The organism is Mesorhizobium sp. Root102 (assembly GCF_001425625.1).
GTDB lineage: Bacteria > Pseudomonadota > Alphaproteobacteria > Rhizobiales > Rhizobiaceae > Mesorhizobium.
The window spans coordinates 74,169-92,991 of record NZ_LMCP01000010.1 but is presented as its reverse complement, the minus strand read 5'-3'; the positions used below and the strand labels follow the sequence as shown (position 1 = coordinate 92,991).

Below are 18,823 nucleotides of genomic sequence, written 5' to 3'. Positions count from 1 at the left end.
ACGATGAACGAAGCTCAGGATCTGTTCTCGCTTCTGCGGCAATCGACCGACGTCGATCCGCGGGCAATCGACGCGATCCGGCAAACCATCGCGGAAGGCAAGGACCGCGAACTTTGCCGCATCAACGCGCTGGCCTTCGCCAGCAAGCATGGGCTCGACGAGGAACGCGCCATCAGCGCCTTTCTCCATGCGGCGCGGGTGGGCATCTTCGACATTTCCTGGAATGTTCTGTGCCCCGGCTGTGGCGGCGTGCTCGACACCAACGCCACGCTGAAAACGATGCAGAGGGACGAATACACCTGCGCGCTGTGCTCCCAGGACTATTCGCCGACCCTCGACGAGATGGTCGAGGTGACATTCACCGTCAGTCCCCGCGTGCGCAGGATTGCCGCCCACAGTCCACATGAACTGCCGTTGGCGGAATATTACCGGCAGATCTACTGGGGGTCCGGCGCCGATCTTCCGGAAGACGATCTGGCCAAACAGATGGAATCGTTCTCGCTGGAGGATCTCGAGCTTGCGCCCGGTGAAAAGGCGGTTCTGCACATACAGCTCCCGTCCCAATTCGTCATCGTCTTCGAGCCGGTCACCCATTCGGCGCAGTTCATCGACGTGAAGGGGGAGCCGGTGACAGAGCGACGAAGCCTCTCACTGGTCTTCGACCGCGACCATGTCCAGAACCAGACGCTGGAGATGCAACCCGGCCCGTTGCGCATTTCGCTGGAAAACAGGACCGACACCCGCGTGCTTCCGGCGGTCTTCATCGCCGGCCATGCATTGCATGATTTCCTCGGCAAGCGCCGGCCCTTCGTGACCGCCAAGCGCCTGCTCACCAACCAGACGTTCCGCGATCTCTATCGCACGGATACGCTCGACATCAACCAACGACTGAAGATCACCAGCCTGACCTTCCTGTTCACCGACCTGCGCGGATCGACCGAGCTCTACGAGCGGGTGGGCGATCTTTCAGCCTTCGATCTCGTGCGCGAGCACTTCCAGGTTCTGCACGAGATCGTCGCGGCGGAGGCAGGCGCGGTTGTGAAGACGATCGGGGATGCGGTGATGGCCACCTTCGCGACGCCTGATCGTGCGATTGCCGCGGCCCTCAGGATGCGCGATGCCATGCGTGCGCTCAATGACAAAAGCGGGCGCGAGGATCTGCTGCTCAAGATCGGAGTTCATGCCGGCCCCTGCATTGCCGTGTCCATGAACGAGCGGCAGGACTATTTCGGCCAGACGGTCAACATTGCATCGCGGGTCCAGAACCTTGCCAACGCTCAGGCGATCTTCGCCACGCGTGCGGTGGTCGACGACAATCTCACCGCCGATCTGTTGCACAGAAACGCGCTGACGCCCGTGCCCCACGAGGTCTCGCTGCGCGGCATTGAGCGGGAGATAGCGGTGTATACGATCCCCTGAGGGTTTTGGCCCCTGAAGGATTGGGTCGCCTTCGCCCCTCAAACGCGCCTGCAGATAAAATACCGATCGGCGGGCACAGAAGGCGGCGGCGGGAGGCGCTGCAACTGCGGGTGATCGAGCGGCGTGCCGCTGACCGCGATGCCGCCGACGCGAAGCAGGCGCGCGATCAGATCGGGAAGCCAGGTAGCGGTCACTGCATCGCGATCTTCATAGCCGGTGCCGATGTCGGCATGAACAAGAGCGGCGTCGATCCCAATGAACCTCTTCGCCGTCTCGCGTATTTCGCCGAGCACGAGGTTTTCAGCTTCGGGAATTGAGCTGGCGTGTGCGGCAAGTGCGCGGTCGAACGCCACGATCCGGCGTCCGGGCAGGCGCTCGCGCAGATGGTGGAACGTCCGGCCATTACCAAGGCCGAGCTCGACCACAGGCCCCTCCATCTTCGCCACCTCGGCGCAGACAAGATCGAGAATGTCGCGCTGTGCGGTCATCCTGCGGATGAAACTGTCGAGGCGGCTCATATGCGATTATTCGTCCTGAACCCAGTCGGCGATGCCCCGACCCCGATCGAAAGTCTTGCCGCGTATAGAGGCGAACAATGAACACTGCGATAATCGAACCGGCAGCCGATGAGCACGGCGGCACGGCGCGCGGCGGAACAGCGATCTCACTTGTAGGGGTCTGCGGCGTCCCGCAAGCCGTCGCCGAGGAAGTTGAACGCCATGATGACGAGAATGACAGGGAGCATCGGCAAAAGCAGCCATGGATAGAATGCGATCACGTTGACGCTACGCGCCTCGGTGAGCAGGATGCCCCAGCTGGTTATCGGCGCCCTCAGCCCGAGCCCGAGGAAGCTCAGCGCCGTCTCGCCCAGGATCATGCCGGGAATGGAGAGCGTCGCCGTCGCGATTAGATGCGACATGAAGCCGGGAATGAGGTGCCGCCCGATGATGCGGCTGCTCCCGGCGCCCATTAACTGCGCGGCCAGAACGTAATCCTCCTCGCGCAAGGCCAGAAGCTTCGAACGCACGGCCCGCGCCAGTCCGGTCCAGTCGAGCACTCCGAGGATGACGGTGATGCCGAAATAGATCAGAATCGGACTCCAGGTTATCGGCATGATCGCCGCCAGGGCCAGCCATAGCGGAATGCTGGGAATCGATTGCAGAACTTCGATTATTCGTTGAACGATCAGGTCGAAGATACCGCCGTGATAACCGGCCAGTCCGCCGATGACGATGCCGAGCAGGAAGCTGAAACTGATGCCGACGAGGCCGATTGTCAGTGAAATGCGTGCGCCATAGATCATGCGCGAGAGCACGTCGCGCCCCAGCCTGTCGGTGCCGGCCAGAAAGAGCTGGCCGTTTTCGGCAGGGCAGACAAAATGCCTGTCACCTTCGATCAGGCCCCAGAACCGGTAACTGTCGCCCTTGCAGAAGAAACGGAGCCGCTGAACATCGTCCTGGTTGTCGATGTAGTTCCGCTTGAGCGTGTCCATGTCCAGCGTCATCTGGCGGCCATAGACGAACGGCCCGACGAACTCGCCGTTGTGGAACAGGTGCACCTGCTGCGGCGGCGAATAGATGTAGTCCATGTTGCGCGTGTGCAGATTGTAGGGCGCCAGGAACTCGCAGATCAGTATCCCGGAATAAAGCACTACCAGGAATATGCCGGATACAAGGGCAAGCCGGTGCATGCGGAATTTCCACCACATCAGCCGCAACTGCGACGCCTGAAAGACCTTCGACTGCTCCACCGTCATCGCCTCGACCGACTGCAGGTCAAAGGGCGCGCTGGAAATGTAGTGTTCTAGTGGAGCACCTGGAGCGGGGAGCGGCGAATCCGTCATCATTTGGTGCTGCCGCCCTGCAAACGAATTCGTGGATCAAGCACCGCCAGCGCCAGGTCGGAAATCAGGACACCAATGACTGTCAGGAAGGCGAGGAACATCAGGAACGACCCCGCCAGATACATGTCCTGGCTCTGCAACGCCGTGATCAGCATCGGCCCGGTCGTTTCCAAAGACAGCACGATCGCCGTGATTTCGGCGCCGGAGATGATGGCCGGCAGGATGGAGCCGATGTCGGAAATAAAGAAATTGAGCGCCATGCGCAGCGGATATTTGACCAGCGTCTTGAATGGATGAAGGCCTTTGGCGCGCGCGGTCACCACATATTGCTTGTGCAGCTCATCGAGCAGATTGGCGCGCAGCCGCCGGATCATGCTTGCCGTGCCCCCGGTGCCGATGATCAAGACCGGGATCCAGAGATGGGCGAGGATCGACTTCGCCTTGGCCCAGCTCATCGGCTCACTGAGATATTGCGGGTCCATGAGATGGCCGATGGACGTGCCGAACCAGATGTTGGCGAAATACATGAGGATCAGCGCCAGCATGAAGTTCGGAATGGCAAGGCCCAGGAGGCCTAAGAAAGTCAGGCCGTAATCGCCCCAACTGTATTGATGCGTCGCGGAGTACATGCCGATCGGAAAGGCGATGAGCCAGGTGAAGATGATCGTGACGAAGGAAACCAGCACGGTTAGCCACATTCGGTCCCCGACGACGTCGCGAACCGGCAGCTCATATTCGAAGGAATAGCCGAAATCGCCGTGCAGCATCCCGCCGACCCAGTAGAAGTAGCGAATGATCGGCGGCTTGTCGAAACCATATTCCTTGCGCATCATCTCGATGCGATCGGAATCCACCCCTTCGCCCTGAGCCCGAAGCTCGGCGACATAACTGTCGAAATAGTCGCCGGGGGGAAGTTCGATGATCGTGAACACCAGCGCTGATATGACCAGCAGCGTTGGAACCATCACGGTAATGCGCCAGACGATATATCGAAGCACGCTCAGGACTCTCCAAGCCAGAATGTATCCGGCATGTAGACACCGAAATAGGCAGTCGGGTCGAAGCCGTAGAGCGCCTTGTCAGGCAGATTGCGCAGCCGCGAGGACGCCAGAACCGGCTGATACGTTCCGTTCACCGTGCCGATGGAAAACACCTGATCGGTGTAGATCGACAGCATCGAATTCCAGATTTCGGCGCGCTCCGTCGCTTCGGTCGATGCGTTCCAGCGTTTGAGCAAAGCCATCAACTCGACCACTTCAGGAAGATCGGGCGCCTCACCCATCTTGCCATGAGACAGGTAGTGAGCACCCCAGAGCGGCCATTGCAGCTGATCGTCGATGGTGGGGGCCAACTGGCTCGGGTTCATGTCGGCGGTCGGCACGCCATTGTCGATGCCCGACCACATCGACATCATGATCTGGCCACCAAGCGCGCGGCTGCGGAAGATGTCGCGCTGCGAAGTCCGGATGAACAGGGCGACGCCGATCTTGCGCCAGTGATCGGTGATGAGTTCGAGCGCGTCGGTTTCCAGCGTGCTTTCGCCGGCCGTTTCCACGATGATCTGCGCCGGGCGTCCATCGGCAAGGATCCGCAGGCCGTCATCGTCACGCGCCTGAAGCCCGACCTCGTCGAGCAGGGCATTGGCCTGGTCGGGATCATGGGTCACCCAGGCTTTCGCGAATTCCGGCCGGTAGAGCGGGCTCTCCGGCAGGACCGTATCGGCACTTTCCTGGGCCAATCCGTAGAACACGGCCATGTTGATCTCGCGCCTGTCCACAGCGAGCGAAAGTGCGCGGCGCACGCGCACGTCACGAAAAAGGCCACGCCACACCTGGTCGGCACAATTCAGATTGGGCAGCAGCGCTAACCGCGAACCCTGTGTGCGTTTCCACAGATGAATCTTCACCGGGTAGCGCTTCTCCGCATCCTTCAGGAAGGAGTAGTCGGTAAAGTCAATTCCCATGCATTGCAGGTCGCTCTCGCCCGCACCGGTCTTGGCGGAAATGATCGCCGACGAGCTGACATTCATGACAATCCGGTCGACATAGGGCAGTTGCCGCCCATTCTCGTCTATTCTATGAAAGAATGGGTTTCGCTCGAAGATGAACTGCTCGGCCGGCGGCTTGGTCCGGTTCTGCCAGGGATCAAGCGTGGGCAGATCCGGGTTCTCCGGGCGATACTGCCGCGACATGCGGATATGCAGGAGCGTCCATTTCTGGACCCGGTTCTCCTTCATTAGGCCTCCGAGCCGGAATGGATCCTGGTATTTCTTGTGGAACTGCTTGAGATAGGCGGCCGGCAGAACAAGCGATAGCGGCGAGGCGGCAGCGAGCTTGGGCAGGAAGTCGGGATTTGGCGCCTCCCAACTATAGCGGACCGTCAACGGATCGACGATCTCGAAGCGCGGCGGCTTGCCGTCCGCCATCAGGACCGGGGGGAGCCCGCCCTGCGAAAGCTCTTCGTTTAGCCAGACATCTTCCCAGCAATAGCGAAAATCCTCCGACGTCAGCAGGCTGCCGTCAGACCATTTGTGCCCTTCCCGTATCTTGAAGGTGAAGACGCGATCATCCGCTACGTCGAAACCTTCGAGAATGTCGGGGTGCATGTTAAGCTTTTCGTCATAGCCGACCAGGCGAGCATACCCATAGATCGTCATCAGCCGGATGTCCTTTTGGCTGCCGATGATCGTCCGCAGCGTGCCGCCATACTGGCCGGGCTGTCGGCCCATCGCGGCGAGATTCACCACGCGCGGGCTCTTGGGCAGGCGTTCGGCGAGTGCCGGCAGCGCCAGTGCCTTCAGCCGCGGCTGAAGAAATTCCGGCTCCAGATCGCCTGCGTGCAACGTGCCCGGCAGAAACACCGAAGTCATGAGCCCAAGGACGGTGCGCCGGCTGATCAAGGGCGTAGCTCGCTGACATCGGCCGAACGTCGGGCCAGCACGAGGTGGCCGCCGCCAAGATCGAGCGGCGACAGCATATCCTCGTCGCCCTCGTCGCGGAATTGCGGTCCCCATGCGCTGGTGTCGGAAGCGCCGCTGAGCTTCAGCGTCTTGAAATCCATCGGCCTGTCGAGATCGGGGAAAGGCACTGCGGCGACCAGCGAGCGCGTGTAGGGGTGGATCGGTTTCCTGAGCAGAATTTCGCGCGGCGCCAGCTCCACGATACGCCCGCCGCACATCACCGCGATGCGGTCTGCCATGTAGTCCACCACCGCGAGATTGTGGGATATGAACAGGTAGGTCAGGCCCAGTTCCTTCTGCAAGTCCTTCAGAAGATTCAGGATCTGCGCCTGGACAGAGACATCGAGCGCCGAAACCGGCTCGTCGCAGATCAGGAGTTCGGGCCCCAGCGCCAACGCACGCGCGATGCCGATACGCTGACGTTGCCCGCCGGAGAAACTGTGCGGATAGCGCTTTATGAAGCGCGGATCGAGCCCGATTGCCTGCATCAGGCTCTTGACCGTGGCGAGTCGGGACGCGGCATTGCCACGTTGATGGATCTCCAGCGGCTCGCTCAAGATGTTCTCCACCGTCATGCGAGGTGAAAGCGACGAAACCGGGTCCTGGAAGACCATCTGGATTTTCGCGCGCAGCATGCGCAGGGCGTCTCCCTCGGCGCCCAGGACGTCGGTCGGTCCATCGCGGCCGTTGAAGATCACGGAACCGCCGCTGGGGGTGATGGCCCGCATGAGTATCTTGCTGACAGTGGTTTTGCCACAGCCGCTTTCGCCGACCAGACCCAGACACTCACCACGCCTGATGTCGAAGCTCACGCCGTCCACGGCGCGAACAGAGGTTTGATGCCCCCCGCTGAACCATCCGGACTTGCGGATGGTGAAGGTCTTTGTCAGATCCCTCACCGACAGCAGGATGTCGTCCGGCCCCTTCGATACCGGCGCAGTCTGCTTGCCGAGCAGGTTCCCGACATTCACCGGCACCTCGCGGAGCGCCTTTAGCCTTTCACCAGGCTTCAGGTCGAAATGCGGAACGGCTGCCATCAGGCCCTTCAGGTAAGGGTGGCCCGGCCGGCGGAATATCGCCTCGACGGGCCCCATTTCCATGATCTCGCCATGGTACATGACCACCACCTCGTCGGCGACATTGGCGACCACGCCGAGGTCGTGCGTGATCAGCAGCATCGCCATGTTCAGCTTGGTCTGAAGCCCCCGCAGCAATTGCAGGATTTGCGCCTGGATGGTGACGTCCAACGCCGTCGTCGGCTCGTCGGCGATCAACAATGCAGGCCGGCAGATAAGCGCCATTGCGATCATGGCGCGTTGCCGCAATCCTCCCGAAAGTTCAAAGGGATACATGTCATAGGCGCGCTTGGGATTGGGAAAGCCGACAAGACCGAGCATTTCCTCGGTCCGCGCCTTGCGCTCCGCCCGAGCCATGGGCGTATGAATCTGCAGGGATTCGCTGACCTGGTTGCCGATCGTGTGCAGCGGCGACAGCGATGTCATCGGCTCCTGAAAGATCTTGCCGATGCGGCTGCCTCTCAATGCCCGGATTTCGGCTCCGTCACGCGGCATCTGCAGGATATCCTGCGTGGTGCCGGGCTTTTCTGGATCGGAAAACAGGATACGGCCGCGAACATGGGCTGTGTTCGGCAAAATGCCCATTACTGCCTGGCTGAGAACCGATTTTCCGGAACCGGACTCGCCCACCAGCGCGGTAACCTTGCCGGGAAGGACGCGAAGATTTGCACGCCTGACGGCATGCAACGGTCCCCCGATAATGGCAAAAGAGATGCCAAGATCCTCTATCCGCAGCAGATCGACGCCCGAATTCATTCTAACACCAGCCCCACTCTGGCAGTCTGCCGGGCGGCAGACCCAAAAAGCAAGACTAGCGCATTGCCAGCCCAGAGCAACTTGGATTCGAAACGAATTCCGCGACGGAACCGGTGACCGGACTGCATACAGGCGTTCGGAACGGATCGTGTCGGTTACTGGAGCTTCCTCCGGTCGCTCGCCGACAGCCGCGCGGCATCGCGATGAAGCAGCATGACCTGCTCGGCGTCCGATATCCGGTCGTGAATCGGCGCAGCGTCTTCATCGAGTGCGAGAGCACCCGACAGATCGGGTGAAAGCACCGTCAGCTTCTGCTTGATACCCGCCAGTTCCTCCGTGCCGAGCGTCAGCCAGCTGTTGGCGCCGCAATAGCTGGCGAAGTCCTTGCTGGCGAGAACGCTGTGCGGATATTTCTTGGTCAGGGTCTGGAGACGCTGGACCTCGTTTACAGCCGAGCCGAAGACAGAGAATGTCAGCCGGTCGGTAAGCCCGACATTGCCGAACATCACATTGCCGACATGCAGGCCAATACCAAATTTTATGTCGCCCAACCCCTGCTCCTTTCTGCGCAGATTGAGCTCCATCATGCGCGCGCTGGCCTTGTGCGCTGCCGCAAGAGCAGCCTGGCAGGCGATCTCGGACTGCGAGCGATGCCTTTCGCAGGGGTAGACGGCAATGAAGCCATCACCCAGGAAACTCATAATCTGCCCGCCTTTGCGATTGAAAGGTGCAGCAATGGCATCGAAAAACTGGTTCAGCGTATCGATATAGATTTCGCGACCGGAGGTTTCGGCAAGCCTTGTCGATCCGCGCATATCGCCCATGACCAGTGCGGCCCGGATTGTGTCCCCCTCGCCGCGCTTGATCTGACCATCCAGCACGCGCCTGCCGGCGTCGCCGCCAAGATAAGTGGTCATCATGTTGTCGGCGAGCTTGGTGAGCACCGCCATCTTGGTTGCGATAGCGAGATAGTTCTGGATACGCAATAGCGCCGAAATCATGCCGTCGCTGAAGCCTGAAGCACTGTCGGTCGACCAGGACCCCATCATGCCCTGACTGGTATCGCCGTTGAAGGGATGCACGAAAGCCATGTAATCGGTGACGCCCATACGCCCGAGGTCATCGAAAACAGGAAACTCCGACCGCACCGACGGGTCGAGCCGTCGCCGCAGGTGGTCGAGCTTGTTGCTGAGCAGATGGTAGTATGGGCTGGTCAGGAATCTGTCGGAATGAACGCCGTTCTCGCTGCGGAAGCCCTCCACTTCCAGGCCCTGGCCGCGAAGCCAGGTGAAGCCAAGCGCGTCATAAAGCGGATGAAGCATCGAAAAACTCAAATGCACCCGCTTCAGCGGCAGGCCGGCAGCAGCCAGCCGTTCACAAAAGCCCTTTACCAATGTTTCCAGGTCGTTGCCCGCCAGCGCCGATTGCGTCAGCCAGTCGGCAACCTTATCCATGAGAATGGTGGAAATTTCTGCTTGCGCTGTGCTCATGCTATCTCGAACCCGTCGAAGACGAGCCATCTCCTTTGATCCGCCACACAATCGAAGTCAGTGAAGCCGGCTTCGGCGACAAAAGCCGGCGAAGAATTTCCCGAATGACTGTCCTTGCAGGAAGGAAGCAGGCGTAAATTGCATCTATCACCTGGGACGCTATGTGGCGAGGCAGCCGGTGGAGTGCAATCCCGATCCTGACATCGGGCAAAGAATTCGCCGTCTCAGACACCGTCAGGCCTTCACCACCGTCTCTCGGGCCAGCCCGAGGCGGCCAAAAACATTGCGTGTGTCGACGATCAGAGGAGCGTGATCGGCGATCGCCTGATAGTCGATCGCGTCGTGGTCGGTTGCCACGACGACAGCATCGAAATCCTTCAAGGCCGCCTCGGTCAATTCGACCGAGCGACGCCCCTTAATCGCCATATGCTCGCGCGTGGTCGGGATCTCGGTGACATGCGGATCGTGGAATTCCGCCTTGCCGCCCCACTCCTCGATGAGTTCGATGAGTCGCAATGAGGGGCTTTCGCGGATGTCGGGCACATTCTTCTTATAGGCGAGCCCGATGATGAGAATGCGCGAGCGGCTGAGCGCCTTGCCGCAGCGCCGGTCCAGCGCCTTCGCCAGTTCATCGACCACATGACGCGGCATCGCCGTGTTGATCTCTGCCGCCAGCTCTATGAAGCGGGTCGGCAGTTCGTATTCGCGCGCCTTCCACGTCAGGTAGAAGGGATCGATCGGAACGCAGTGCCCGCCAAGCCCGGGACCAGGATAGAAAGGCATGTAGCCGAAGGGCTTGCTCTTTGCCGCCTCGATCACCTCCCAGATGTCGATGCCCATCGCACCGAGCACGACCTTCAACTCGTTGACGAGGGCTATGTTGACCGAGCGGAAGATGTTCTCGGTCAGCTTGACCGCCTCGGCGGTCGCCGTGCTGGAAACCGGAACGACGGTCTCGACCACGCTTTGGTAGAAAGCCTGCACGAGCGTCGCTGCTTCGATGCCGTCGCCTGCCACGACCTTGGGGATCGTCGCGACTTCAAAGCTGCGATTGCCGGGATCCTCGCGTTCGGGTGAGAAGCCGAGGTAGAAGTCTACCGTCGATTGCAAGCCGGTTTCTTCCAGTATGGGCTTGATCACATCATCGGTGGTGCCAGGATAGGTGGTCGATTCCAGCACGATCAGCTGGCCGAGACGCAGGTGCTTGGCGGTGGTGGCTGCCGTGTTCCTGACAAAGGAGAGGTCGGGCTCACGGTGTTTCGTCAGCGGCGTCGGAACGCAGATGATGATGACATCGCAGACGGCCAGTTCGGCAAAATCCGCGGTGGCGCGGAATCGTCCGCTCGCCACATGGCCGGCAAGGGCCGTCGACGTCACTGCCTCGATGTAGGATTGGCCGTTGTTCAGGCTCTCAACCTTCTGGACTTCGATGTCGAAGCCGGAAACCGGAAAGCCGGCGCGTGCGATCGCAACCGACAGCGGCAACCCGACATAGCCCAATCCGATCACGCCGACTTGCGCGGCGCGCGTCGAAATCCGGTTCAAAAGACGGTCATATGTCGATCGTGAGGCGTCCAAAAATCTGCTTTCCCGTCAATTCGGACAGACTATCCGCTCCATGGTGAGGCTCACCTGGTCCCAAGAACCGTGGCCGAGGCATATTGCGGAAAGTCGATTTCCGCAAGCCGTCATTGGACCGGCACCTTCGCCTTCAGGCTGGCGGCAGCCATCGCATAGCCGCCATCGGCGCCATCGATGAAATGAACGTGATCGGGCTGCAGCGGCGAGATGACAAGGCAGGTCATCAAGGCCGACTTCTGGCGGTGCAGGCCATAGCTGCAAATTCCCGCCTCTTCCGCCTGTTTCAGCCGGTTCTCGATCCGTTGTAAGACATCCGCGTCAACGTCGATGGTCATCTTCAAGCCGTCGTCGAACTTCCGGAAATCCGAATTGCTGGCCACCTCGCGTTTGTAGACCTTCGGATCGAAACGGCCGATCGTCCAGCCAAATCTGTCGGCGACAGCCGTAAGCGTCATCAGGAACATCACCCACAGCTTCGCCAGCCACCGCCACCCTGGCGGCGCCGTGGCCCGCGCCTCGACATCGAGGCCGGCGGGCAGCAGACTGTAGGCCGGCCCGTCCACCGGCACCGGGTGGCCATCGCGCTCCTGCCTACCGGCAAGGGCGATGATGTCGGAAGCCAGAAACTGAAAACCGCGCAAGTCTCGCGAAGCCCCCGGTATGGCTATGATCGAGACGATTTCGCCGTGCCGGGCATCGATTGGGTTCCAGCGGCAGGAGAGGCCGGTCAGATCCGGCCGCGCGCCGGCCGGCGCAGGATCGATGCGGTAGCGCCCTGCTTTCATCTCGGCTTCCGCCCAACTGCCGCCACCGCCTGCGAACATGGCATAGAACGCCGCTTTGGAGGCCTGGAACCTCGCCACGCGAACATCGAAGCCTTGCGCCCTTATGTCCTTTATCGGCACGATTGCCGCACGCAAGGTCAGATCCAGTTCATCCGCCACCCATCTCTGGACAGAAGCCAGCGCGTTGCGGGCGATCTCCAACGCTGAGCCGGGAAACGCCACGAGTGCGCCGTCGCCGCCGAACACATAGGGAAGATCTTGCCGGCCCAGCGCATTGAGGAGCGCCGAAATGACGCTGGCGCCGGCCATATTGACGGTTTTATAGCGCCCCGCCTCGATCGCCTTGGTCGAGCCGACGATGTCGGCGGTGGCCAGCGCCCAGCCATCGGGGAGAGGCCGATAATTGTCGATATCGGCAACGCTTTCGAACTTTGCGAAGACCGGCAACGAAGCGACAAACGGGTCGGACGCGACAGCTGTTTCCATGAGCATTAGATAGCACATTCCAACGCTTGAAGGTGAAGTCGATCGTGCTTCGAAATTGACTTGCGCAGGCTTTCCGATGATAGGGTCGCGCGATGCGAATTGCCTTTTACGCGCCGCTGAAGTCACCCAATCATCCGGTCGTCTCCGGCGACCGCCAGATGGCACGGATGCTGGTCAAGGCGCTCGAGCACGGAGGGCATAGCGTCGAACTGGCATCTGAGTTGCGCTTCTATCTACGCCAGCCGGAGTCGAAAAGTTTCGATGCGCTCAAGATCGAGGCCCGAGAGGAAGCCGCGCGGCTGACCAGGCTTTGGGATCGTGACGGCAAGCCCGATCTCTGGTTCACCTACCATCCCTATTACAAGGCGCCCGACTTGATCGGACCCGAACTGGCGTCGGCCTTTGCTGTCCCCTATGTGACAGCGGAAGCCTCCTATTCCAAGCGACGCAACGCCGGATTGTGGGCCGATAGCCAAGCGTTGGTGGCGCGAGCCATCGAACAGGCGGCGCTGAACATCTGCTTCACCCAAAGGGATCGCCAGGGGCTGACAGATGCGATTCCCGACGCCGCTTTCGGCATGCTTTTGCCCTTCATCGACACCTCGGCATTCCGCGAAATGCCGGCAGGGGGTTGTCCGACGCGCCTCATAACCGTCGCCATGATGCGCCCGGGTGACAAAGTCGAAAGCTATCGCATGCTGGCGCAAGCGCTCGGCGCGATCGGCCATCTGCCCTGGACCATGTCGGTCGTCGGCGACGGGCCTGCCCGTGACGAGGTCAAAGCGCAATTCGCCGGCTTGCCCGCCGACCGTATCGAATGGCTTGGCGCGATCGAGCCGGCCGCCGTGCCGGATGTCCTCTACACTGGGGGAATCTACGTCTGGCCGGGTTACGGCGAGGCCTATGGCGTTGCCTATCTTGAAGCACAGGCCGCCGGCCTTCCGGTGGTGGCTCAGGACATTGCCGGCGTACCGGAGGTCGTGCGGGATGGCCGGACCGGGTTTCTGACCCCGCCGGGCGATGGCGCGGCGTTCGCTTCCTCCATTGAAAGGCTTCTGGCCCGAAACGACGAAAGAACCATGATGGCCGCAGAAGCCAGACGTTTCGTTCTCGAAGAACGTTCCATCGGTTGTGCAGCGGCGCGTCTGGCCGAACTTCTCAAGAAGATCCCGGTCTCATGACAACCGATCCGATCTGGCAGCCCTTGGTGGAAGAACTGGCGCGCCGGCAACGGGCGGGCCGCAAGGCAGAATTCTGGCTGCGCGACGATGACGCCGTGGATCCGACGCCTGCGCTTGATCGGCTGCTCGACCTCACCGGTGAATTCGCGGTTCCTGTCACTCTGGCCGTCATTCCGGCCGAGACCGACGAGAAGCTTGTCGTCCGGCTTGGCACGGCGCCGCATGCCACGGTCGCCATCCATGGCTGGGCGCACCGAAATCATGCGCCCGAGGACCAGAAAAAGCAGGAACTCGGCGCGCATCGGCCACGCAAGGTGGTGCTCGACGATCTGGCTGGCGGACTGTCGCACATAACCGGACTGCACGGCGCGCGTGCCGTTCCGATGCTGGTGCCGCCCTGGAACAGGATCGACGCCGCCGTGGTATCCGACCTTGGATCGATAGGATTTGCGGCATTGTCGGTCTATGGACCGCCGAAGCCGGCTTCATTGGCGGTGATCAACAGCAATGTCGACATCATGGATTGGCATGGCACGCGCGGCTGCCGCGATCATGGCCTATTGGTCCAGGCTATCATCGCGCACTTGCAGCATGCATTCGACGACGAACCGGTCGGCCTGCTCACGCATCATCTCGTACATGATGAATCGGCCTGGCTTTTCCTCGAACGGCTGTTCGCAGTCACAGCGCGGACTGAACCCTGCGCATGGCGCCCGATCAGGACATTGATCGGGCGCAGCGCCAGGAGAGGAAAATAGCTCAGCGCTTTTTGTGCAATGAGACTGGAAATTTGAGCGTCTGGCCATCCCGCGCGGCAAAAGCGCCGGCAAACCTGTCTTTGGCCAGTTTCTCGATCTCGTCCAGTTGCTCGTCGGTGCGTGTCGGATCGTGGTGAAACAGCGCAAGCCCCCGCGCACCGGCCGCCTCACAGAGCTTGACGCCGTGGTGCCATGTCGAGTGCCCGTCACCGCGGTGGCGTTCCATTTCCTCCTCGGTGTAAGTGCAGTCGTAAATGACGAGGTCGGCATCTTCGATCAGGCCAAGCACCGCCTGATCGAGTTTGCCCGGCTCGTGCTCGGTGTCTGTGATCACTGCCACGACACGGCCGCCCCACTCCACCCGGTAGCCTATGCAGCCGCCCGGATGGATAAGACTGCCGGTTCGGACTACCACCCCTTCGCGTGGCCGAAGCACGTCTCCGGATACGAAATCACGGAAGTCGAGGCTTGCCTTGCAGATATCCAGTTTCACCGGAAACCACGGCGGCCGCATGAACTCGTCGACCATCTGCCGAGTCGTCATGCGTCCTGCAAGATGCCCGGACCAAAGGGTAACCTTGACGCTCCGATCATAGATCGGCGCAAAAAACGGCAGCCCTATGATGTGATCATAATGGCAATGGGTGAAAAGCAGGTCGAAATCGGTCACGCCCGACGCCCGAAGCGCCCGGCCGGCTGACCGTAGGCCAGAGCCCGCGTCGAACAGAAGCGTGTGCTTGCCGCATCGCATCTCAATGCAGATCGTGTTGCCGCCATAGCGCGAGAATTCTGGGCCCGATACCGCAATGCTGCCGCGCACGCCCCAAAACCTGACCAGGAAAACGTCGTCGTCCATGCAAACCCTTCGCAGTCCCCTTCGCCCATCGTAGCCAAAGAACTGCCGCCAGGGCAATTCCAGGAAAAGGGTGAACCGGTTTTCCCAGGAAAAGCGCGTAACGCTTTCCCTGGGGAATTGCGTCAAAACAAAGAGGCGAGACAGGTTTCTCCGGGTGACGTTCTCAGCAAGAGGCCAGTGCCGTCACGACGGCGAGGATTGAGCGTCATTCGTTATCTGGCGCTTCGTGCGTCGATCAGATCCGCGGTTGTATGGCTTAGGCGATCGGCAAGAACCCGCAATATCTCGATGGTCATTTCCGGAAACTCCTTCATAAGCCTCAGGAAATGATCCTTGCGGATTCTCAGGGCTTCCAGTGAACTTGTCGCTCTGACGGTGGCAGTGCGGGAGCTGTTGCACAATATGGCGATCTCGCCAACAATCGAATTTGGCAGCAGTTCGGCAACTTTTATCGGCCCGCTGTCGGAATCGACCAGAATATCCGCCCTGCCGGAAAGGATGACATAGGCGGCGTCTGCCTCGTCGCCCTGCCGGAAAAGAATCTCGCCGGCGCTGTAGCTCACGCGATCGGATGTGAACGCAAGCAGCTTGAGCTTTGCCGGCTCAATGCCAGAGAACAAGGGAACGCGTTGCAGCATTCCAACTTCATCCTTGAGCAGCATTGTCGCAAACCTTCCTAAATTCGCGTTTGCCAGACTATGACAGAAGTTCCTTGAAGATACCGTTCCCTGCCAAAAGTGTCTCGTGTGTTCCGTCTTCCACCAAACGACCCGAGTCGAAGACGACAACGCGATCGAACATCATCCCCATTGCCGGATTCGTCACGACCCACACAATTGCCGGCGAATGGCCGTCGCGTCTGGCTTCCTCGAGCACGTTTCGCAGCACTTTGTCCTGCATACGCTGGTCTAGCGCCTCCAGCGGCCGGTTGAGAATGAGAAAATCGGGGCGCTTGAGCAGGGCCCGGGCAACATCGAGCTTCTGTCGCTGTCCACTGGTCAGCCGCCTGCCACCGGAGCCGACGTTGAAGTCCAGGCCGACATTCAGAAGTTCGGCATAGAGCCCCAGTTCGTCAAGAATGTCATAGACGATGGAGCGTATGCGGTCCGGCGCGTCGGGATGGTTGTTGCCCACACGCCCGAACAGGACATTATCCATGACGGTAGCCGCGGCAATGTATTTGGCAGGATCGTACCGTTCGACCGCATTTTGCAGCTCGGGCGGCAGGTTTTCATAGAACAGGTTGCGTGCGGCGACGATCTTGCTCATCAGCTCGTCGCTCAGCAGGCCGAAGCGGTGGCGTGGCTCGATATAGGCAAAGCTCAAGGTGACCATCATGGCGCGGTCGTTCTCCGAAACTGCCTCGTAGGGACGGTTCTTGAGCCGTTGCAGCAAGGTTTCGTAGGCAGGTATCTCCTCGGCGCTCATGAAGGCGAGCTGCTGGAAGAACTGGTGATCGGGCGGCAGGTCGGCAAACAGCTCGATCGCCTGTTCCGCGATCTCCATACCCATTTCGTAGAGCGCGCGGTCGAGGCCGGATTGCCTCAGCACAGAAGCAAAATAGGGATTGGCCGCCAGAGCCCTGTCGGCCAGTTCGGGACCGGCGGCAGCGCCGAAGAGCAGGTTTTGACCGATCGTTGCTTCCTTGTTGTAGGCGCCCGGTTCGAAAGGAACCACCAGTCCGCTCAGCCCTTCGTGTTCCAGCCGGGTTCGCAGCGCCGCACGCAGTTCGACGATCCGCCCGGCAAGCTTCGTGTGGCGCGTGAGGTCTGCCGAAGAGCGCAAGCCAAGATCCAGAATGTCGCGCGACAGAACAACCGCGTCGAGCACCCGGCGCACGGCTTCAAAGAGGTCGTACGGGCCGGTAGCGCCGGCGGAAGCATAGTCGATCCAGTCGCTGTGGATATCAAGATCCGGATTGCCCGACCGGCGCGCCTCCTCGATGTCCCAGCCGCGCTGGTCTGCCGCAGCACCGTCATAAGTCACCGATGTCAGCGGCGCATGCTTCAACCCGTAGAGCAGGTTATCGCGGAGGCTTGCCTGGAACAGGAAAACATCCGACGAGGCATAGGACATGCGCCGGCCGGTCACTGCTTCGGGGAGTTCAAGCAGGTCGTCGGCGCCCGAAGCGACCCTTCCGCTGGTCGGCCAGACCAGCCGCGCGAAGGCTTCTGCAAGTGCGTTCGCTCCACCTGTTGCGGTCCCGACCAGCGCCACCGTCTCACCCGGCTTGACCTGGAGGGAGATACGGTCGAGGAGCACTGCACCGCCATCGTCTGCTATGGAGAGACTGATCGCTGACAGCGGGTCGGTAATCGGAGGGGGATCGTCGATCGTCAATGCCTCGATTTTCGGCGCGATGATACCCTCGACTGTGAACTGTTCAACGACCTGCTGATATTTGACCTGGACATCCTGCCGATCCTGATCCCAGTCGATCAGTTCCTTCATCGGTCCGGGCAGGTCCTTGTAGGCGCCGATCACGGCCACGAGCTGGCCGACGTCCAGCCGCCCCTGGATGGCCAGATATCCGCCGATCATGTAAAACAGAAACGGCGTGATCTGCGCGAGAAAATTGTTCAGGAACTTCACCATGAATTTCCATTGGTAGAGATCGAAGCGAATCTTGAAGATGCGCCCGAGCCGGGCAGCTATGTCGGCGCGCTCGTAGTTTGATGTATCGTGGACGTGAACCGCGCCGATGCCGTCGACGATTTCGCCAACTCGGCCCGAAAGCGCGCGCGCCGTCAACTGCCGTTCGCGCCCGAGCACGATCAGCCGCCGCCGCATTCGCGGGATGAGCACGATCTGGATCACCACGATCACGGCCGCTATCATTCCGAGCCAGACGTTCTGGACCACGATGAACAGCATGGCCGTCAGCGCCTGACCGCCGAGCAGCACCGGCTGCAGGAAGGCATCGCCGATGAAGCCGCCCAGCGGCTCCACCTCGTCCTTCACCATGGTCGCCACTTCGGCGGATTTCACCCGCTTGAAGTAAATCGGCGGAAACCGCAGCACACGATCGACCAGATTGAAGCGGATACGCCGCAGCATGCGTTCGCCGAGGCGGCCCTTGTAGGTGTTGATGTAGAATTTGAACAGGCCGTTGACGACGACCAGCGAGAGGAACACAAGGCTCAGGGCAAACAGCGTCGCCTTGCGGCCGAGCTGAAAACCGGAGAAGACCAGGACCTCGCCGATGAACGGCAGGTTATAGTGTAGCCTCATGAATGGCTGGGTCGCGCCCGGTTGCTCGAAGCCCCTACCTTGGATCGGGCCGTTGACGATCAGCTTCGGCAGGTCGAAGGACATGAAATACGGGATCATCGAAAGCACGACGATCATCAATATCCAGAGCTGCTGCTTCTTGGTGTGCGTCCAGATATAGCGGGCTAGGCTGGGTTCCATATGCGACTGTGGACCCTTCAGTTGGAAGGATGCAGGATGTAAAAGCACCTGCTGGCGAATGGCGTACCGGCAATTTCTTCTTCGCCAACGACAGTCTCGAAGCTGCGGTGCACGGAGGACGCCAACGGTCCGGACAGATGCAGCCGGCTCTCTCCGGCACCGGGTAATGGCAAAGCGGCTAGCAGCATAGTCATATCCGCGGATCAAACAGCCTTGCGGGGG

At 60.6% G+C, this 18,823-nt stretch carries 14 protein-coding genes; 3 read left to right on the top strand and 11 right to left on the bottom strand.

Annotated elements, in window-relative coordinates; genetic code table 11:
* Nucleotides 1-3 precede the first annotated feature (3 nt).
* Nucleotides 4-1,419, top strand: a complete 1,416-nt coding sequence (locus ASD12_RS10550) for an adenylate/guanylate cyclase domain-containing protein (RefSeq protein ID WP_056585125.1) — start codon at nucleotides 4-6, stop codon at nucleotides 1,417-1,419.
* 38 nt (nucleotides 1,420-1,457) lie between these two features.
* Here the strand turns inward: ASD12_RS10550 and ASD12_RS10545 are convergent, their stop codons facing one another.
* From ASD12_RS10545 to ASD12_RS10510, 8 genes are all read right to left on the bottom strand, one after another.
* Complete coding sequence (locus tag ASD12_RS10545) at nucleotides 1,458-1,937, bottom strand: class I SAM-dependent methyltransferase (RefSeq protein ID WP_056585123.1); 480 nt, start codon at nucleotides 1,935-1,937, stop codon at nucleotides 1,458-1,460.
* Nucleotides 1,938-2,083: 146 nt separating this feature from the next.
* Nucleotides 2,084-3,262: an ABC transporter permease gene (locus tag ASD12_RS10540; RefSeq protein WP_056585153.1), complete on the bottom strand. Its 1,179-nt coding sequence runs from the start codon at nucleotides 3,260-3,262 to the stop codon at nucleotides 2,084-2,086.
* The gene (locus ASD12_RS10535; RefSeq protein WP_056585121.1) at nucleotides 3,262-4,260 is read right to left on the bottom strand and encodes an ABC transporter permease; all 999 of its coding nucleotides are present in this window, start codon (nucleotides 4,258-4,260) and stop codon (nucleotides 3,262-3,264) included. The genes ASD12_RS10540 and ASD12_RS10535 overlap by 1 nt, the downstream gene beginning before the upstream one ends.
* Before the next feature lie 2 nt (nucleotides 4,261-4,262).
* Nucleotides 4,263-6,161, bottom strand: a complete 1,899-nt coding sequence (locus ASD12_RS10530; RefSeq protein ID WP_056585119.1) for an ABC transporter substrate-binding protein — start codon at nucleotides 6,159-6,161, stop codon at nucleotides 4,263-4,265.
* A complete protein-coding gene (locus ASD12_RS10525) occupies nucleotides 6,158-8,053 on the bottom strand; it encodes an ABC transporter ATP-binding protein (protein WP_056585117.1) in 1,896 nt (631 codons plus the stop codon). The genes ASD12_RS10530 and ASD12_RS10525 overlap by 4 nt, the downstream gene beginning before the upstream one ends.
* Nucleotides 8,054-8,208: 155 nt before the next feature.
* Entirely contained in the window at nucleotides 8,209-9,543 is a 1,335-nt protein-coding gene (locus ASD12_RS10520) for an adenylate/guanylate cyclase domain-containing protein (protein WP_056585116.1), read from the bottom strand.
* 234 nt (nucleotides 9,544-9,777) lie between these two features.
* The gene (locus ASD12_RS10515) at nucleotides 9,778-11,121 is read right to left on the bottom strand and encodes a nucleotide sugar dehydrogenase (RefSeq protein WP_056585114.1); all 1,344 of its coding nucleotides are present in this window, start codon (nucleotides 11,119-11,121) and stop codon (nucleotides 9,778-9,780) included.
* Nucleotides 11,122-11,231: 110 nt separating this feature from the next.
* Nucleotides 11,232-12,413 carry a DUF3095 domain-containing protein gene (locus tag ASD12_RS10510; protein WP_056585112.1) on the bottom strand — a complete coding sequence of 394 codons (1,182 nt, stop codon included), beginning with the start codon at nucleotides 12,411-12,413 and terminating at the stop codon, nucleotides 11,232-11,234.
* Nucleotides 12,414-12,487: 74 nt separating this feature from the next.
* Here ASD12_RS10510 and ASD12_RS10505 point away from each other — a divergent pair, with 74 nt between their 5' ends.
* Both ASD12_RS10505 and ASD12_RS10500 read left to right on the top strand, forming a co-directional pair.
* Nucleotides 12,488-13,576: a glycosyltransferase family 4 protein gene (locus ASD12_RS10505; protein WP_056585110.1), complete on the top strand. Its 1,089-nt coding sequence runs from the start codon at nucleotides 12,488-12,490 to the stop codon at nucleotides 13,574-13,576.
* Entirely contained in the window at nucleotides 13,573-14,334 is a 762-nt protein-coding gene (locus ASD12_RS10500) for a polysaccharide deacetylase family protein (protein ID WP_056585108.1), read from the top strand. The genes ASD12_RS10505 and ASD12_RS10500 overlap by 4 nt, the downstream gene beginning before the upstream one ends.
* Nucleotide 14,335: 1 nt before the next feature.
* On the opposite strand, the gene ASD12_RS10495 is transcribed toward ASD12_RS10500, so the two are convergent.
* The 3 genes from ASD12_RS10495 to ASD12_RS10485 form a co-directional block, all read right to left on the bottom strand.
* On the bottom strand, nucleotides 14,336-15,190 hold the full coding sequence (locus ASD12_RS10495) for an MBL fold metallo-hydrolase (protein ID WP_056585106.1): 855 nt from the start codon (nucleotides 15,188-15,190) through the stop codon (nucleotides 14,336-14,338).
* 212 nt (nucleotides 15,191-15,402) lie between these two features.
* On the bottom strand, nucleotides 15,403-15,852 hold the full coding sequence (locus tag ASD12_RS10490) for a cyclic nucleotide-binding domain-containing protein (RefSeq protein ID WP_056585105.1): 450 nt from the start codon (nucleotides 15,850-15,852) through the stop codon (nucleotides 15,403-15,405).
* 34 nt (nucleotides 15,853-15,886) lie between these two features.
* The gene (locus ASD12_RS10485; protein WP_056585100.1) at nucleotides 15,887-18,601 is read right to left on the bottom strand and encodes an ABC transporter ATP-binding protein; all 2,715 of its coding nucleotides are present in this window, start codon (nucleotides 18,599-18,601) and stop codon (nucleotides 15,887-15,889) included.
* Between the last annotated feature and the right edge of the window lie 222 nt (nucleotides 18,602-18,823).

Excerpts from the sequence above, each read along its gene's own strand:
- ASD12_RS10505 (WP_056585110.1), top strand. The coding sequence starts at position 12,488 with ATGCGAATTGCCTTTTACGCGCCGCTGAAGTCACCCAATCATCCGGTC.
- ASD12_RS10545 (WP_056585123.1), bottom strand. The coding sequence starts at position 1,937 with ATGAGCCGCCTCGACAGTTTCATCCGCAGGATGACCGCACAGCGCGAC.
- ASD12_RS10525 (WP_056585117.1), bottom strand. The coding sequence starts at position 8,053 with ATGAATTCGGGCGTCGATCTGCTGCGGATAGAGGATCTTGGCATCTCT.
- ASD12_RS10510 (WP_056585112.1), bottom strand. The coding sequence starts at position 12,413 with ATGTGCTATCTAATGCTCATGGAAACAGCTGTCGCGTCCGACCCGTTT.
- ASD12_RS10520 (WP_056585116.1), bottom strand. The coding sequence starts at position 9,543 with ATGAGCACAGCGCAAGCAGAAATTTCCACCATTCTCATGGATAAGGTT.
- ASD12_RS10490 (WP_056585105.1), bottom strand. The coding sequence starts at position 15,852 with ATGCTGCTCAAGGATGAAGTTGGAATGCTGCAACGCGTTCCCTTGTTC.
- ASD12_RS10495 (WP_056585106.1), bottom strand. The coding sequence starts at position 15,190 with ATGGACGACGACGTTTTCCTGGTCAGGTTTTGGGGCGTGCGCGGCAGC.
- ASD12_RS10540 (WP_056585153.1), bottom strand. The coding sequence starts at position 3,262 with ATGACGGATTCGCCGCTCCCCGCTCCAGGTGCTCCACTAGAACACTAC.
- ASD12_RS10485 (WP_056585100.1), bottom strand. The coding sequence starts at position 18,601 with ATGGAACCCAGCCTAGCCCGCTATATCTGGACGCACACCAAGAAGCAG.
- ASD12_RS10550 (WP_056585125.1), top strand. The coding sequence starts at position 4 with ATGAACGAAGCTCAGGATCTGTTCTCGCTTCTGCGGCAATCGACCGAC.
- ASD12_RS10500 (WP_056585108.1), top strand. The coding sequence starts at position 13,573 with ATGACAACCGATCCGATCTGGCAGCCCTTGGTGGAAGAACTGGCGCGC.